11 protein-coding genes and 1 pseudogene are annotated in these 15,921 nt (G+C 55.6%); 6 read left to right on the top strand and 6 right to left on the bottom strand.

Features of this window, described 5'->3' with window-relative positions:
- Nucleotides 1-381: pseudogene (locus tag EC86_RS0124910) on the top strand (hypothetical protein); the annotation flags it as partial.
- Between the two features lie 46 nt (nucleotides 382-427).
- Here EC86_RS0124910 and trfA read toward each other — a convergent pair.
- The 3 genes from trfA to EC86_RS28305 all read right to left on the bottom strand — a co-directional run bounded on the left by trfA (nucleotide 428) and on the right by EC86_RS28305 (nucleotide 4,517).
- Nucleotides 428-1,444, bottom strand: coding sequence for a plasmid replication initiator TrfA (trfA, locus tag EC86_RS0124905; protein WP_232230055.1), 1,017 nt, complete (start codon nucleotides 1,442-1,444; stop codon nucleotides 428-430).
- Between the two features lie 1,397 nt (nucleotides 1,445-2,841).
- On the bottom strand, nucleotides 2,842-3,834 hold the full coding sequence (locus EC86_RS0124900; RefSeq protein WP_156955515.1) for a ParB N-terminal domain-containing protein: 993 nt from the start codon (nucleotides 3,832-3,834) through the stop codon (nucleotides 2,842-2,844).
- A 14-nt stretch (nucleotides 3,835-3,848) separates the two neighbouring features.
- Nucleotides 3,849-4,517 (bottom strand): nucleotide-binding protein, encoded by a 669-nt coding sequence (locus EC86_RS28305; RefSeq protein ID WP_156955514.1) that lies wholly within the window; start codon nucleotides 4,515-4,517, stop codon nucleotides 3,849-3,851.
- A gap of 326 nt (nucleotides 4,518-4,843) precedes the next feature.
- Here EC86_RS28305 and EC86_RS0124890 point away from each other — a divergent pair, with 326 nt between their 5' ends.
- Nucleotides 4,844-5,818, top strand: a complete 975-nt coding sequence (locus EC86_RS0124890) for an IS1595 family transposase (RefSeq protein ID WP_029528446.1) — start codon at nucleotides 4,844-4,846, stop codon at nucleotides 5,816-5,818.
- Between the two features lie 928 nt (nucleotides 5,819-6,746).
- Here EC86_RS0124890 and EC86_RS0124880 read toward each other — a convergent pair.
- The 3 genes from EC86_RS0124880 to EC86_RS30285 all read right to left on the bottom strand — a co-directional run bounded on the left by EC86_RS0124880 (nucleotide 6,747) and on the right by EC86_RS30285 (nucleotide 10,282).
- Complete coding sequence (locus EC86_RS0124880; protein ID WP_029528445.1) at nucleotides 6,747-8,573, bottom strand: tyrosine-type recombinase/integrase; 1,827 nt, start codon at nucleotides 8,571-8,573, stop codon at nucleotides 6,747-6,749.
- A 280-nt stretch (nucleotides 8,574-8,853) separates the two neighbouring features.
- Nucleotides 8,854-9,996 (bottom strand): phosphatidate phosphatase App1 family protein, encoded by a 1,143-nt coding sequence (locus tag EC86_RS27345; RefSeq protein WP_198026917.1) that lies wholly within the window; start codon nucleotides 9,994-9,996, stop codon nucleotides 8,854-8,856.
- Nucleotides 9,997-10,000: 4 nt separating this feature from the next.
- Nucleotides 10,001-10,282: a hypothetical protein gene (locus EC86_RS30285; protein ID WP_232230054.1), complete on the bottom strand. Its 282-nt coding sequence runs from the start codon at nucleotides 10,280-10,282 to the stop codon at nucleotides 10,001-10,003.
- 344 nt (nucleotides 10,283-10,626) lie between these two features.
- On the opposite strand from EC86_RS30285, the gene EC86_RS0124865 reads away from it, so the two are divergent.
- The 4 genes from EC86_RS0124865 (at nucleotide 10,627) to EC86_RS28295 (ending at nucleotide 15,678) form a co-directional block, all read left to right on the top strand.
- Nucleotides 10,627-11,802, top strand: coding sequence for a DUF3616 domain-containing protein (locus EC86_RS0124865; protein ID WP_084181758.1), 1,176 nt, complete (start codon nucleotides 10,627-10,629; stop codon nucleotides 11,800-11,802).
- Between the two features lie 33 nt (nucleotides 11,803-11,835).
- Complete coding sequence (locus EC86_RS28300; RefSeq protein ID WP_084181756.1) at nucleotides 11,836-12,663, top strand: N-acetylmuramoyl-L-alanine amidase; 828 nt, start codon at nucleotides 11,836-11,838, stop codon at nucleotides 12,661-12,663.
- Nucleotides 12,664-12,829: 166 nt separating this feature from the next.
- Nucleotides 12,830-13,906, top strand: a complete 1,077-nt coding sequence (locus EC86_RS0124860; RefSeq protein WP_029528441.1) for a hypothetical protein — start codon at nucleotides 12,830-12,832, stop codon at nucleotides 13,904-13,906.
- Between the two features lie 14 nt (nucleotides 13,907-13,920).
- Nucleotides 13,921-15,678: a peptidoglycan recognition protein family protein gene (locus EC86_RS28295; protein ID WP_084181754.1), complete on the top strand. Its 1,758-nt coding sequence runs from the start codon at nucleotides 13,921-13,923 to the stop codon at nucleotides 15,676-15,678.
- Nucleotides 15,679-15,921: the final 243 nt, after the last annotated feature.

The following is a 15,921-nucleotide window of genomic DNA, read 5'->3' as shown; positions in this document are numbered from 1 at the left end:
TCGATGAAGGCATTGTTCCCGGCGACACCTTTGCAAGGAAGGACGCCGTTCAGTTACCGGTTACGGGCCCGCTACGTCCGCCAAAGCCGTTTGGAAGGCGTGATCGAGGGCGTAGTGCCCGGCTGCGAACTTGCGGGCGAACTCCAGGACATCTTTGCCGATAACCGCAGGCCTGCAGCAAGCATCGTGCGCGACCGTCAAGCGGCCATGCGCTGGTTCAAGAGCAGCGCGAAAAAACTCAACGCCCGCGCCTGGGATGGGTACATCGACTCCCTGGCGCAGCCGCCCGACCCACAGGACTGGCGCGAAGTCCAGGCCAATGTCCACGCCTGCAACGGCGGGCAGTGCGAGCACTTTCGCTCAAGCGTTAGCAGCCCCTAAGCGCGATTGCTTTCAGGCTTTAATGATCGTAGCTGATCGTGCTTGCTCAAGCATTAAGACGCTGAACAAAACGGACACGCTTGACATGTACGACATCGCTCGTGATGGCGTAATTTTCAAGCAGGCCGATGGCGATTAGCGTTTCCATGGAATTGCGTAAACGGGCACGAAAGTTAGCAATCTTTTTCTCTTCAGACTTACACAGCTCATGCAGCTTGGTGACCGAATAGGAGAGCGGTTCCCGATGGCTCGAATAAAACGTGTGAAGCCACAAGGTCAGGGCAGCCCGGGTGCCGATCTGTTTACGCTGCTCCCATTCCAGAAGTGTTGTGTTCTCAAAAAGAAATAGGTTGGCAATAGCCGGCTCAAGCCGGACCATCCAACGGGTGTTACCTGCTTCATCCACATTGTTAAACGCAAAGTCCCGGATCAACGAACCTGCGTAGCCAGAATCTTGCCCTTTAGTAGTGATTTTGACGCTGGTGACCTTGAGCCGTTCGATGCAGGCACGCAGCCGTGTGTAACTGTCGACATGCATTCGCCACTTCATGTCCTTGATCATCCGGTATGCCGTGAAGATACATGGTTCACCGACAGGCTTATCACGGCCGAGATTGACGATAGACATCCATACGGTGAGGTCGTCCTGGCGCAGTTCTTCACCGGTGTAGAGAATGTCCGAATTGGACAGCGATGCAATCTGCTCACTCTTAAGGGACATTCTTTTGGTTGACATCCGCGTGGTAAAAAGCCCGCCGCGAATCAGTGGATTTGGTACGCCACGGCGGTCTTCATCCCAGTTTGGGAAGCCCATCTGGAGAATCTGTTGTGCTGGGTCAGCTTTCTTCTGCAGCGCGGCTGCAGTTTTCATCGCTAGTATTTCCATACTTGTTTTGCGATGCGCGGGAGCCATGACTCCTGTACGCGATTTTTTTAAAGTTGTTTGCGTTCCGCTGTCCACTTCCGCTGACGAAAAACTGCTCTCCAATGTGTCCTTTTCGTCGGGCACGGCGTTTCCGATCTTAGGATTTCCAGGGGGTAAATGGCCAATGCTGTGTTTCATGCGGGTGAACTTATGTGCACCAAGTGTCGTACGTCGTCTTCCACAGTGTCAATAGCGCCTATTGTCGCAACGCATGCTCTTTGTTTTCGCTGATCTGTGCTTGAGTTATGGACATAAGGCATGCCAAATTCGTCTTTGCGGGGTTTAATTAATTCGGGGATTAAAACCTTGATTAAAAGATAAAGATTAAAGAGAAGAGATTAAAGAAGGCTACAAAGCCTTTATTCATGCGGGTTTCAGGGTGTGGATAACCTTCGTAGCGCTAATAGCGGAGCCTTCGTTTAGCCAATAGCGTTGCCTGCATTGCGCTATTAGCGATCACTTCGTAGCGACCATAGTCTGTGGATAACTGTCATGTGTAGCGACCATAGTTGACGGGGTTTGCTGTGATGTCAAGAAAAGCATCCGTTCCGACAATAGTGCTGTGTTGACTTGCTTTGCGTCACGCGTTGCGACCATAGTGGTCGTGTTTGAGCACATGTCGTGTGTATTGACCAGATTTTCTGGGGCCAGAGCTCGTTATCATGTGTTTCGACAATACCCGCTCGGTATGAGTAGCATGCGTTGCGACCATACAGTGGCAGGCGAAACAGGCCCATTTCATGTGTTCCGACCATAGTGAAACGCGCACTTTAAAACTTGTCATGTGTTCCGACAGTACGTTGGGAAGGGCCAAGACGCGTCCAGAATCAGGACAGCCTTGAATTTATCAAAACTGGATCAGCTTTCGTGTGTCGTGCTGAGCATGTGCTGGAATTTCGGTTTGGTAAGCTTCTTCATCCGGTTGTTGGGGATGACTTTGCGATGCAGGCAGTGATTTATGCCGTGTGAACCAGTGGTTGGAGCATGCGTTGCGCCAATAGTTCGCTGGGTTTTATTCTTTGTCAGCCTCCTCCTCAGTAGCTTTGCCTATTCTAGGGAGTTCAATCAAGCCGTTGGATTGTCGTGACGCAACGAAAGTTAGCACTGACTATGGTCGCTACGCATGTTGCTTTATCGATAAAGTGCTTATTTTCATTACAGACATTGCCAAGTAACGAATTCTTTCAAACTTGACTTGGCCATTAAAAGCATGTGATCCGCTAATAGTGCCCAGTCATAGAGCCTCCCGGCAACTCGAGCGCGTTAGAACTTTTGATGAGACCTTGTCCCCCAACGCAATGACTTGACCGTATCTGTGCCTCGGGAAATTGCGATACAAACCTGAATATCAATGGCTCGGTTTTCGCAGGTTGTCACGCATCAGACCGCGTGCGGAATGCTCTGGTAGGAAAATGGGGGGAAACCTACATGCTGCTCTTGACTGTACACGGGATGTTGCATACCAAGCCGGGCCGAAAGAAAACGCCATTAAACAGCGGCCTGCGTACAAGGACTCGGCGTGTCATGTTCGTCAATCAGGACTGCGTGCTGGTCTCAGGCGTTGCACTGCCCAAAGAGGCGCAAAGGGCTTCTATTTTCAGCTTCAGAAGGTTTACTTGATCAGGGGCGAGGTCCTTGAGACTGAAATCAATTCTGCCCTTCTCGTCGTTTGATTTAAGGACCGCTTTTGCCGTCCCAAAGGCAAAGTGTCGAACTTCGTAGCGATCTCGTTTACGCGGACCGGTAAGGCGGCTGTTGACAAGCGCGGTCGTCTGAACGCCTGTAAGGTTGCGCCGAATCACCTCGTCCACTACTTCGGTCGCTATGTCTGCCGCCTGTTCGGCATCCGGATATTTGAATAGCGTGGTGATGGACGACAGTGCGTCGATGTTGTTGGCTATACCCGTATCTCGCAGCCGCCGCAACAGTCGCTCGGGAATGACGTTGAGCTTTTTGATTTTTGACACCATGGACTGGCTGATCTTTAACTCAGCGGCCAGGGCCTCCTGGTTGGGAAACACTTTGGCTTCGATAAGATATTCAAAACGCACTGCGTCATCGAGCAGCGTCTGGCTGCTACGCTCCTTGTTGATGCGTCTCGAGTTGAGGTACAACTGCGCGACAGTAGACGGTTTTTCACAAAGCTCGATTCGCAGGTTTTCTATACCTGCCGCCTTACACCCTCGCAGGCGTTTTTGGCCATCGAGTAACACAACGAAGTCACCGTCCGGGTAACCGATAGCAGGAACAGATTGACCATTGTTCGTCAGGCTTTGCGAGATTTCGTCAATTTCCTCTGTAGCGTAAAAAACTCGTGAATTGAGAGCATGCTCCTTTACTTTCGCGACTGGCCAGATCACGGTACGGCCGACTTCTGCCTGTGAAATGCCTTGAGCCGAATTAGATGAGGTGGATGAAGGCTTAACCGGGATCGAAGTCACTGGTACTGACTGAACGTTTCCGAGGGCGAATTTCATCTGCTCGGTGTCACGACTGCGCATGATGATGGGACTTGGCTTGGCTTTCATAAACTACTTTCTGTTTAGGACTTGCTGTGGTGCAACAGTGCTTCGTCGTAAACGCTCTCGAACTCTTCTATAGATTTGGCAGCCTCACGGCTTGGCATCTCGGATACCCCGAGCCCAAGGCGTCCAGCATCGCGCCAAGCTTTGCGTTCTTTGATGTGCGATTTGAGGATAACGATACCTTGGCACATCTGCTCCAGAAACTCACGTGCGTCCAGTTCCTCGCTCGAATTCCACGTGGATGAAACGCGGTTAAACACCACGACAAAGGGAATTTTTCCATTCTTATGCAACGCATGAAATTCTGAGATAGCCTCGAATAAGCGAACAGTAGAAGTTAAATCTCCTTGCCCAACGGTTGTTGGCGCAATCCAAAGATCACAAATTCTTGCCAAATCGCGCAGTTTTGCATAGTCACGTGCACCGACATCGACAACTACCGCATCGTACTTGGTTGCTAGTTCAATGATTGCAGGTGCGGGGTTGACAAGTTGTTGAACGACAGGAACTACTGGGAGAATGTTCCGAGAATCACGGATTGCGTTCCATCCGGCCGAAGTCGCAGTTGCGTCAGTGTCCACGACTACGGCGGTCGCCCCACTCTGAATGACTCTTGCTGCGAAGCTGGTGGCCAGTACAGACTTGCCTGTACCTCCCTTTTCGTGTCCTGTAACGATCACACTCATATTGCTCTTTCTATTAATGAACTCTAATGTAATTGGCAACATCGACGTTAGCTACACATTTGAATGTATTCATTGTCGTGAACAAAATTTACAACACATCACTGCGAAGTTACAGTTTGATCAGATCCCAGGATACAGCCCGCTTAGGAGTTCGACGTAATCGCATCGGTGCAAGCTCCAGAAATTATTCGGATCCGAATATTCAAGCCATCCCGCAGAGTAGAGAAGCATGAATCCCTGAAGCGTTCAACATGGCTCTGCCACTGTTAAATGTAAAAATTTTTCAGAAGCGTAGAGTTCATAGCGAACCGTGAAGGAGGTTAGCCATGAACGCCGAGACTTTCAATGCGTTGATGAACCAACAGGTGCCCCGGCTCACGCTGCGCCAGCGTGAACTGCTCAAAAAGCGTCTGGATGAACTCGATGAGCAGCAAAAAGGGCTGGCCGTCATTGAGTCGTCCAGCGCGACTGAGCCGCGCTGCTGCCCACACTGCCAAGGCAGCGAGCTTTACCGGCATGGCCACGTCAGTGGGTTGCAGCGCTACCGCTGCCGGACATGCCACCGCACGTTCAATGCCCTGACGGGCACCGCGCTGGCGCGGCTGCGCAAGAAGGGCAAGTGGTTCGGTTTTAGTCAAGCCCTGGCCGCGTCCCTCACCCTTCGCCGGGCCGCTACTGCCCTGCAGGTTCACCGAAACACGGCGCTGCGCTGGCGCCATCGCTTTCTCAGCGGCCTCAAGGCAGACCGCGCGACAACGCTGCAAGGTATTACCGAGGCCGACGAGACCTATATCCTGGAGTCGCGCAAGGGCTGTCGCAAGCTGGACCGCCCGCCTCGCCGTCGCGGCAGCAAGGCGAGAAAAGCGGGCCTGTCCGGTGAACTGGTCTGCGTTTTGGTGGCTCGGGACCGTGCCGGACAGACGCTGGACTGGGTGATGGGACGCGGGCAGATGACAAAAGCCGCACTGGCCGGCGCACTGCAGCCCGTGCTGGCCAAGGATGCGCTGCTGGTGAGCGATGGCAACCGGACCTACTGCGGCTTTGCGCACGACGCGCACCTGGCGCACGAGGCGGTCAATCTGAACGCAGGCGTGCGCGTCAACGGCGCCATCCATGTCCAGAATGTCAACGCCTATCACGGCCGTCTCAAACAGTGGCTGCACCGCTTTCACGGCGTTGCCACGGGCTATCTGGACAACTACCTGGGCTGGTTTCGCGCCCTGGACAGCCACCATGGCGACTCTGGGCAAGCTGTCTTGGCGATGGCACTGGGAAGAGTTCCACATTTAACAGTGACATAGCCATTGACATTGCTGCGCTGGAATAGCTGAACTATTGCCTCATCATTATTCGGATCCGAATAATCAAATCCCCAAGACTTAGGGCGAAAGATAATAGTTTTGTGAATTTGCTTCCAAGGCCATGAGCATGGCTACTTTGGTAAACATGAGCATGGCAAAGACTACGAAGTGCAGAGCGGCCCGGACCGCAGACATGCATTCAAAATTGCGGCTCAGCCGTTAGAAGTAAGACTGCTATACCGCGCATCTGGCGCGCTTTTGCACTGGCTCCTCACCAATGTAAGACCTTCAAGCTTCCGGTCCTATCGCCATTCATTGACAAGTTCCGGGACATCGTAAGGATATACGTAGGCCTGTTTTAGCAGACATCCCAAAATTTGAAGGTAGTCGCAAATAAGTTATACGCAGAGCGGTAATGGATTGATGGTGGTTCATTCGTAAGTCAAGAAATGCGCAGACAGACCAAGTGACCGGCGAACTCGCCCTTACGCCGATTCACCACTCGCAGGGCATTGATTGCCTGATAGTGACCGGGGGTGCTTCGTGATCAAGGCCTAGGTAGAGTTGGGCGCACTCGATGAGGTTCACCCCTTTTTACATACCGTGTAAGTGGGCAAAGTGATGAGGTCCGAGCGACACACAAAGCGTGCTTTCGGACGCGCAGGTGAGGGCGAATGCACAGGCGTATCTCCTGATAAAGCCGCTGGTATGGCAACAATTCGCGCGGAGGATGTCTAGGTTCGTCGCGGATAGCCTGTGGGTGAACCTAACCCCCGGCCCCTGATGGGGGCGTGCCCGGACGATCCGAACATAATCCTGGAGCGAGCAAATGTTTGTCGGGGTTGAGTTTTTTTACGGTGTGCTGGCAGGCAGATGTTTTGACTGGAGGATCTGTCCCTTTGTTGTGTCTAGTTTTCACTGCGATCAGTTACCCGAACGCCTTCCCCAGCTCATCCACCCTCCGCTTGATCGGTGCCCGGCCATAGATCGCCGTGGTGGTCTGGATCGACGCATGGCCCATCTGCGCCTGGATCACGTCCAAGGGCACCTCCCGGGCGATGGCCCGCGTGCCGAAGGTATGGCGCAGCCAGTGCGTTGTCGCCCCGGCTAGCCGCTCCCGCTCATTGGCTGGCAGGCTAGAGGCCCGCACCGCTTTGGCGAGCCATCCCTTGACATGCTCGTAGAGCGCCTGGTAACCCACTGGCGCCATCGGATCATTGGTGCTGGCCAGCAGGGGCGCGGTGTGCGGCGCTGCCTGGATCGATCCCAGGCCACGGACTAGCAGGTACTCCTGCAGCGCATGCAGCGCCTGCCCGGGTACGGCCGCCATCCTGTTTTTAGAGCCCTTGCCATGCACCTGCATCACCCAGCCTTCGGGCTCCATGCGCAGGTCGCCCAGTGTGGCCGACAGGAGCTCGGCCGAGCGCAGCCCGACCGCCTCGACGAACAGCAAAATGAAACGGATGCGCGCGCGCGAAGGCGAGGGCGCTTGGGCGTCGATGAAGCGCAGCACCTCAAGCATCGCCGCCTCGCTCAGCGCCTTGGTGTCGAGCATCTTCTTGCCCGGATCGTCGCCGGTGGCTTGGTTGACCAGCACCCAGGGGTTGGCGCTCAAATACTGCGCGGACTGCAGCCAGGCGAACATCGAGGCAATGATGACAATGGTCTGGCGGCAGCTCCCGTGCGAGAGCTGGCCGCGAAACGGCGCCCAGCCGGGCGTGCCCGGCGCGGCGCGAACCCGGGAGATCCAGCGCGCCGGGATGTTTTGCAAGAAGGCCATGAAGTCGCCGCAGTCGGCAACCGACATCTGCGAGAGCGTGGCGCCCCGGCATTCGTATTGCAGCCATAGCAGGAGGCGGTGCGCTTCGCGCTGGTAGAGCGTCGCTGTGGCCGTCGAGCCGGCCCGGGCCTGGATCCAGCTTTGGACCGCCTGCAGGTCCGAGTCCACGTCCAGCAGCGGGCGTGCCAGGGCGGTAGTCGTCGCCTCCTGTACCACCCCGTCACCTGAGGCCCCATCGGCTTGCGCGCCGGAGGCGTGGAAAGCGCGGGAAGGCGAGGGCACGCCCCACAGCGCCGGCGTCGCGCTTAGCGTAAAGAGCGGCTTGGCGGGCTGCGCCTCGCGCAGCAGGAGCGTGGCCAGGTGGCGCTCGATGCGCCGCGCCTTGGCGATGCCCACGGCAGGCAGGGCGCGCCACCACACGCCGCCGGCGCTGATGCGGGCGTTGAGCGCCCCCAGCGTGAGAAAACCCGCCGTGACTAATTTTGCCGCCAGCGCCTCCTCAAACCAGCCCGCCACGAGGTCCGAGGGCTGCGGCGTCTCGGCGGCCAGGCCCTCCAGGCGGCGCAGCAGCGCCAGCTGGCGCTCGCGCAGACGCTGGCCACGTGTGGTTTTACGCTCTGCAGGAAAGGCTTCTTCGTAGAGCTTGAGCACCTCGCTTTCGGAGAAGCCGTCCAGGCCGTGGTGCTGCGCGAACGCCTCCAAAGACGGTCGCGGCGCGCCGCCAGGGACCCGGATCGACAGGCCCACCAAGCGCCAGGCGGATTCGCCTCGCCGCCGGGCGACGGCGCGCACCGCGTCCACCGCTTCCTGGTGCGCCGTCTTCGCTTCGTGGCCGTGCTCGATGCCCAGGTAGCGCCGTGCGCAGTCGCCCAGGTCCAAACCTTCGGCCACGGCGCGCAGGTAGGCAAAGTGGTGCGGGCCCAGGCGGCGAACGAAACGCCCGCTTGGCGCCGGAGAGGAGGGGATTGCTGTCATGGGCGGGGTGGGCTCGCTGTGTAAGGCGCAAGACCGCTTGCGGCGGAGTCAGGCAAGGGGCGTGGGAAGGGACGGGTGGTGCTGGCGCTGTGATTGTGCCAGTTACAGCCCCTGACCCCGGTTTTGACGGAAATATTTTACCCATAGATAATTGCACTTATCTTAGGGATAGAAGAGTTGAAAAGAGTTGGAATTGGCATATTTATGGTGCTGCATTCTGACTGAAGCTGGCAATCTGGAGCACCGTTGGCTGCTTGTTGACATTGGGGCTATCGGCACATCAACGCACGCCATTCAGCCGCTGCGGCAACTGCTCGGGGTTCTCGAACACCTGCAACTTGTGCAAGGCGTTCGAGGGCCCGAACAGATCGGCGTAGCGCTTCGCGTCCTGGCCTTCGCAGCTGACGTTGCGGATGTAGACCGCATCGACACGCGCACCGAACTCCTTGACGATCGCTGCATAGGCCTCGGGGTCGCGCTCGCCTGAGTCGCCCACCAGCACCACATGGCGCAGCGGCAGCCGCACCAGCAGCGCGCGGATCGCCGCAACCTTGAAGTCTTCCACCCGCTGCGGGTCAGGCTTGACAGTTTCCTCGACCAGCACGGCCGGGTTGGTGATATCGATGCAGCGCATGTCCCATGTGAACGGCGGAAAGCCCGCCTCCTCGGTAAAGCGCCGCAGCGGTTCGTGGAACTGCCACGGACCGGCCGACACGACATGGAAATGCACGGGCGCGCTGCTCGCTTGCTGCCATGCACGGTAGAGTGCTGACATGCCGGCCACCGCCCGGAACGGCCGCACGAAAGTGTTCGCCTTGGCCTCGGCGCGGTCCCTGATGTTGGTTTCCTTGAGGGTGTCGTCCATGTCGGTCACCACCGTCACTCCTTCGGGCGGCACCAGCAGGGCCGTGCCATGAAATCGGCTTGCCTGGCCCGGTGTGGGAAGCGACTCGAAGGCGATGAGGCCGTCACGTGCTAGGTGCGCCACTTCGTCGCTGCCCACAGGGATGTCGGCGGCAAAGCAGCCCGAGGCATCGGTGGGTTCGAGCGGGGCGACCCGATCGCCCAGCGCGATCGAGACACGCGCATTGCGAACGCTGTCGGAGACGAAATACCCGGCGCGCGCCCGGTACAGCGGATCGCTGCGATTGGCCCCGAGCGTCGGCGCCAGCGCGTCGATCAGCGCTTGGCGCCCCGCGCTGCCTTCGCCCGGCTCGAAGACGCGCCCCTGAACTCGCATTGACCATTGAGTGCTGCCGTTCACTAGGGCCGAAGAAGCCAGCGAAGGTCCAAACAGAACCTGCTGGTTGGCTGTCAGGTCATGTGTCGTGGCGCAGCCGCTCAGGCAGACGATGAGGCTGGCGTAAATGAACAGGCGTATGGCAAGACCTCGCGCCGCCAGACCATGCAAGCTCATATTCATCGCATTACTCTTGGTTAATGTTGTCCTCAAGCAGTTCCTGGCGAGTTTGTATTGCGTCATCGCGCAGCTGGGAAATAGCTTTTACAGAAGGTTCCTTCTTAATTGTTTTGTAACGTGTAACTCCGTGGCAAACCAGCCCGTCCACTTCCTCCCTACAGTAAGCCCGAACCCAAACCCCGATGAGATTGAAATTGCAAATGTCAAATACGGCAGTACCTTGTCGGCACGATAAATCCTCGTTGCGGAGTCGTTTCCATGCGGCTAGTTTGAATTCTATGTCGTACATCTCGCGCTGCTTAAGCCGAATACCAGCGATTCCTTGGGCCTGGGTATTTTCTAACAAACACCCTAAATTTAATCCAATTTTTCGGGGATGACTTCAAAGTTCACTCTGACACATCGTTGTAATTGCTTTTGTTGTCTACCTATTGATGAGTAATTGCTCTCGGCAGTTGCACCGATTAAGACAGGAGAAATGCTAACTTACCTCACAATCAAACTCGACCTTAGTCAGACTTTTATGCTGCCTCATAAAAAAATAGGGGATGTTTTTTACCTTAATAGCGAAATATTATTTTTAGCCATTTCCTCTGTCTTGCATTCAGAAACAGAAACACCAGGAGGGATGCAATGACTGAAGAACGAAGCCTCTATCTGAACAATGGCCAAGCATGCCATCTTCACATAAAGGCATCTTTCGAGAAATTTTTTAACTGGTCTAGGCTTTTCGCCGCACGTATGCTTGCGCCGTTGTGGTTGATCGTGGGCATCTGCGCCTCAGGCATGGCGCATGCTGCTCCACTGGATGCCCCTGTGTTGAAACCAGACAGCGGACCGTGGAGTACAGGAGAGGGTTTTAATATCGACGAGAAGACAAGACGATCTGTCAGTGGCATTGCGTGCGTGCCCAGCCTTGGAGATCGCGTCTGTCTTGTTGTCTTCGACGAAGGAATCGAAGCCCGCCACGCAGTGCTTAAGAAGGACATGTTATTGCCTCAAAGCGAACACCTTATGCTGTTGGGCTCAGGCAGCGAGCTCGATGCCGAAGGTGCAGCTTCCGACGGACGAAACTTTTATGTAACGGGCTCACACTCGATGAGTCGTACGCGCTGCGCGCCCAATCCAGACAGCCGGCATGTCATTCGTTTCAGTATTGACCCGAAAACCAGTCGGGCGATGCGCGATCACAATGGCAAACTGTCGGGCTATCAAGCATCTGGGCGGCTGTGGGAAATCCTGTCCAGTCAGGAGGGGTTCAAGCAATACTTGGGCAAATGCCTTGGCACGCAACCTCCAGAAAAAAGCCCGGAGTTGAAAGGCGAGCAAGGCATTAACATCGAAGGTCTTGCAGTGAAGGACGGGCTCCTGTATTTTGGCTTTCGCGGCCCTGCACAGGAGGGCGCGGTGCCGATTCTGTCCGTCAAAGCAGATGCTTTATTCAGTGATCTCCCTTTAAAACCTGCAACGTTTCGGCTTGCCGTAGGCCAGGGACGCGGCATTCGTGATCTGCTGGCGGTTAAGGACGGATTTTTGGTGCTTACTGGCCCTGATGACGATGAGCGAAAAAAGCAGCCGAGCTCCATGCTTCTGTTCTGGAACGGCAAGGACTCAACTAGACGCATCTCTAACGTAAAACCGCTCGCAAATCTCGATCTTTCCAAAATAGTCCGCAGCACTTGCGATAAGGTGGCAAAGCCTGAAGCGCTTGCGCTTATTTCCGAAAGCGCGCGTGAATACAAAGTGCTGGTCCTCTCAGACGGCATGTGTGACGGTGGCCCACTCGCTTTCACGGTCACGCGACGATAGAGATCTTGCTCAAGTTAGAACTGGAGCCGTAACATGCAACTCGACGAAGCTTTCGCAGAACTGAAGCTGGTGCAAGACTTTATCCCCACTGGTAATTCGAATCGTCCCGGGACAAAACTTATTCCCCGTTTCATCACAATTCATAACACTGACAACAGCAGTCCCGGAGCAAACGCTGCGGCGCATGCTAAATATCAAAAAGGCCAAGATGCACGCAACCGTCGTGTTTCCTGGCACTTTACTGTAGATGACAAAAGTGTCTACCAAAGCCTTCCTACAAACGAAATAGGCTGGCATGCCGGAACATCTCAAGGCAACGCCTCCAGCATTGGCATCGAGGTATGCATGCATCCTGAAATGGACAAAATCTCCGCCTACAAAAAGGCAGCGCTTCTTGTTGCCATCATGGCAAGACGCTTCGGAGTTACGTTACCTAACGGTGTGGTCCAACATCATGACTGGTCCGCAAAACATTGTCCCCGTGTGCTGCGAGATACGCCCGGCGGTTGGGAGAAGTTTCTTCAATCAGTGACAGAAGCCGCAGCTGCTCTCCAGGAAGTCGCAGCACCAGACATCATTGCTTTACACGACCACGACCACGACCACGACCAAAGCATCATGAATGTCAACGGCAGCGCTGTTCGACCGTCAAGCATTCCTATAGATCACTACGTTGTAAATTCTAGGCACGGGCTGCGCTTGCGCGCTGGCCCAGGTACAGATTTCGACATTATTTCCAGTTTACCTTTTGGTGCGCCAGTATCGGTCGTTTCGCGTTTTGGCGATTGGTCAATGGTTGACCTTAGTGGGGACAGTGCCGGTGATGGCTTTGTGCACTCCGCCTTTTTGAAAACGGTTTGAACGCATTTCGCTGGTTGCCAAGTCTGTGTCGATAGCCGGGCACTTTTAAAAAGTGACAAAGGGAATGGAGATGAAACCCGTTTTATAGACAGTTAAAAAGGCCTCTTGGACGAAAACGCTTCTATTAGGGAAGTAAATGGACCCATTTCAGGTATCTAGGATCAGGATGAACGAGCCCGACGCCAATGGCTTGAGAGTCAAGTCTATCTACGCACGATTCGATTCCCGTTATGCTGTGTATCGAACCGAAGAACGCGTCACTATACAGTTTGCCGATGATCCAGTTCGGGAAATTGAACAACGTGAGAAAGTTGCCCGACTCTCGCCACTTCGAGGAGAGATCAACGGTCTGGTGGATGGCTGGCGGACACATAAACGAAAGAGATTCCAGAGCGCTGCGCTCCGATACGACCGCCGCGTCGCAGACACTTTAATCGTCGCGCTTGAAGGTGATGTTGAGTCCGCATTGCTAATCCTGTCACAAATTCGCGATGATGTTGTCGCCGAGCGGAAATCGTTCGCCCGATTCATGTATCTGGTTTACGCCGCGGCGACCGCCGCGATGCTCGGCCTCCTTGCCGCGTTCGCAACCAGTGATCTCGTAAAAAACCAGGCTTGGTTTGTTCCTTATGGCTTTTACACCTCCAACACGTGGCTAGCGGTTGCGGCAGGTACGCTCGGCGCATTCTTCTCGATCGCCCTGGGAATCAGCAGCAGAAGTATTCATACAGATCTGCAGATGCTCGACAACATCATCGATGCCATCGTGCGCATCGTGATCGGGGCGATTGCTGCGATCGTTCTTCAGGCGCTGATGGATGCCGACCTGTTCGCACTCCGTCTTGGCAGCGCTGTCATGGGGGCTACAGATCATCTGAGTGACGGCCCGGACAGCAGCAACCTGCGCATCACGGATCACCTGGTCTTGCTCGTTGCAGCCTTTATCGCCGGATTCAGTGAACGGCTGATTCCGGATTTGCTCAATAGCGCCACCATGGCCGCTTCCGACAAGCCTCAGACTGCGTCACCTATACCAAGGCCTGTCGAGAAGGAGACGACAAAGAGTGAAGGCAAAGAATTGCCACAGACTTTCTATGACCTCGATGCCCATGGACTCAATCCGCATTCGAACGAAGAAGAGAAGATCGATGGTTGTGACGTCGACGCTTCCAACAGCGATGTGCCACCGACACCAGACGATCGCCTGCCGGCTGCATCCGGTGGTGTTGCCAGCAGCCGTTAGGGAGGAAAGGAGCTATGGTTTTTTCTCTAACTTGGCTGCCCGGCGTGCTGGAGGCGGCGGGCCTGAAGGTCGCCGAGGTCGACGGCTGGCGCAGTCGCGGTCGTGCTGAAATGGGCACTGCGCGCGGCGTGATCTGCCACCACACTGTTGGGTCTGCGATCGGCAACATGCCGACTTTGGATCTCTTGATCAAGGGGCGCTCCGATCTTTCGGGGCCGCTCGCGCAACTTGGCCTGGGTCGCGACGGCACTTATTACGTCATCGCCGCGGGCCGCGCGAATCATGCCGGCGCTGGCCAGTGGCGCGGCATTGACACGGGCAACTCTAGCTTCATTGGCATCGAGGCAGAAAACACCGGCAAGCTTAGCGATGTCTGGCCAGCGGTTCAAATGGACGCTTATCACCGAGGGGTGGCAGCGATCCTGGCGCATATCCGGGCTGACGCGAGCATGTGCTGCGCTCACAAGGAATATGCGCTGCCTGCGGGCCGAAAAAGCGACCCGCTGTTTGAGATGGCACCTTTTAGAGCCGCGGTGCAGGCAATCTTGTCTGGCCAAGTTCTGGCGCCGCCGCTGATTCCAGCCATTGACACCAAGTCTCGCCCCACATTGCGTCGAGGAAACGAAGGCGACGTTGTTCGTCTTCTGCAGCAAAAATTGGGTGTTCAAATCGATGGTCGATTCGGATCCGGCACTGAAGCCCAAGCGCGCCAATTTCAGCGTGAGCATCAATTGGTGCCCGATGGCATTTTCGGGCCTAAGTCTTGGGCAGCGCTGGACGCAGCGACTGCCAACGCAGTTTCGAACTTGGCACCAATTGCGCCGATTGAAACAGCACCCCCCGTATCACCGGGAGCAGCGGTCGCATTGGACGGCAAGGTGCTGCCGCCCTTGGAAGACGAAATGCACCGAGTCAGTGTTCAGAATAACAAAGCGCTCGCGCCCAATGGTGAGGTGTTTGCAAAAGTCTTCCGGGAGGGTTTCTTCACAACTGGCCGCACTTCACTAGCCCGATGGCTGGCAGGCTTGGATGCTCGTCCTTCCGGTCTCAGTGATTCGGTGATTCGCGTCGTTCGCGCCATGTGCGTCAACGAGGGCGGCCTCGAAGCGATCAATTCCTATGACGGAAGTTTTTTATCTGTTGGGATTTTTCAGTGGACGGCCGGCGCGGACGTTGCGGAAGGGGAATTGCCAGTGCTGCTGTCTCGCTTTAAGGCAGCCAGTCCAGAGGCTTACCAAGAATGCTTCGGCCGCTACAAGCTCGATACCCTGGTGCAGGCCAACAAATTGACGGGACTTCTTTTGCTGGATAACCACCGACTCGACACCATCTTGGCTAAGTCAGAGCTTCGAAAACCGGAGTGGGCCTACCGTTTCTGGCGGGCGGGGCATCATGCCGATTTCCGCACTACGCAATTGGTGTTTGCTGCGGGCCGCATCAAACGCTTTATAAAGATTTCTGTGGCGGGACATGACGTGGATGAATGGTTCACTTCTCAATATGGCATTGCTTTGATTCTGGACGAGCATGTGAACCGCCCAGGGCATGTACCCGGTACGCTGGAAACTGCACTAAAGAAGCTATTTGCTGAACAGGTGACCGTTCAGGATCCCGGGTCATGGACCGAAGCCGACGAATCACGTCTGATTGAAGCTTACATCGAGGTTCGGGAGGGCACAAGCATGACTAATTCCACGGCGCGAGCTCGGCTCATCGGCGAGTGCACGCGCACGGGTCAGCTTTCGGATAGTAGAGGATCGTTTCAGATTTGAGAAGGATAGCTGTTGGAGATAAGGAATTGACTCGGACTGTGTCGCCGTAGGACTTTATCCCCATTTCATTACACATAAGTCACCATCGTTGAACTGCCGGGCATAACGGGCCAATCCACCCAAGTTAACGATGTGAGCCATCATTAACAGGCTGAGTTATGTGTTTATGCGACTTGGGTCGAGGCTTGCGTGGTTTTGAGAGCCCTTCTTTTTGCAGGTAGGTATGCAGGGCCACGAGCGCCA

The organism is Polaromonas glacialis (assembly GCF_000709345.1).
Lineage (GTDB): Bacteria > Pseudomonadota > Gammaproteobacteria > Burkholderiales > Burkholderiaceae_C > Polaromonas > Polaromonas glacialis.
This window is presented reverse-complemented; position numbering and strand designations above follow the sequence as displayed.

Bases quoted from the DNA above. Each gene is read 5' to 3' on its own strand.
- trfA (WP_232230055.1), bottom strand. From the start codon at position 1,444: ATGAAACACAGCATTGGCCATTTACCCCCTGGAAATCCTAAGATCGGA.
- EC86_RS0124900 (WP_156955515.1), bottom strand. From the start codon at position 3,834: ATGAAAGCCAAGCCAAGTCCCATCATCATGCGCAGTCGTGACACCGAG.
- EC86_RS28305 (WP_156955514.1), bottom strand. From the start codon at position 4,517: ATGAGTGTGATCGTTACAGGACACGAAAAGGGAGGTACAGGCAAGTCT.
- EC86_RS0124890 (WP_029528446.1), top strand. From the start codon at position 4,844: ATGAACGCCGAGACTTTCAATGCGTTGATGAACCAACAGGTGCCCCGG.
- EC86_RS0124880 (WP_029528445.1), bottom strand. From the start codon at position 8,573: ATGACAGCAATCCCCTCCTCTCCGGCGCCAAGCGGGCGTTTCGTTCGC.
- EC86_RS27345 (WP_198026917.1), bottom strand. From the start codon at position 9,996: ATGAATATGAGCTTGCATGGTCTGGCGGCGCGAGGTCTTGCCATACGC.
- EC86_RS30285 (WP_232230054.1), bottom strand. From the start codon at position 10,282: ATGTACGACATAGAATTCAAACTAGCCGCATGGAAACGACTCCGCAAC.
- EC86_RS0124865 (WP_084181758.1), top strand. From the start codon at position 10,627: ATGACTGAAGAACGAAGCCTCTATCTGAACAATGGCCAAGCATGCCAT.
- EC86_RS28300 (WP_084181756.1), top strand. From the start codon at position 11,836: ATGCAACTCGACGAAGCTTTCGCAGAACTGAAGCTGGTGCAAGACTTT.
- EC86_RS0124860 (WP_029528441.1), top strand. From the start codon at position 12,830: ATGAACGAGCCCGACGCCAATGGCTTGAGAGTCAAGTCTATCTACGCA.
- EC86_RS28295 (WP_084181754.1), top strand. From the start codon at position 13,921: ATGGTTTTTTCTCTAACTTGGCTGCCCGGCGTGCTGGAGGCGGCGGGC.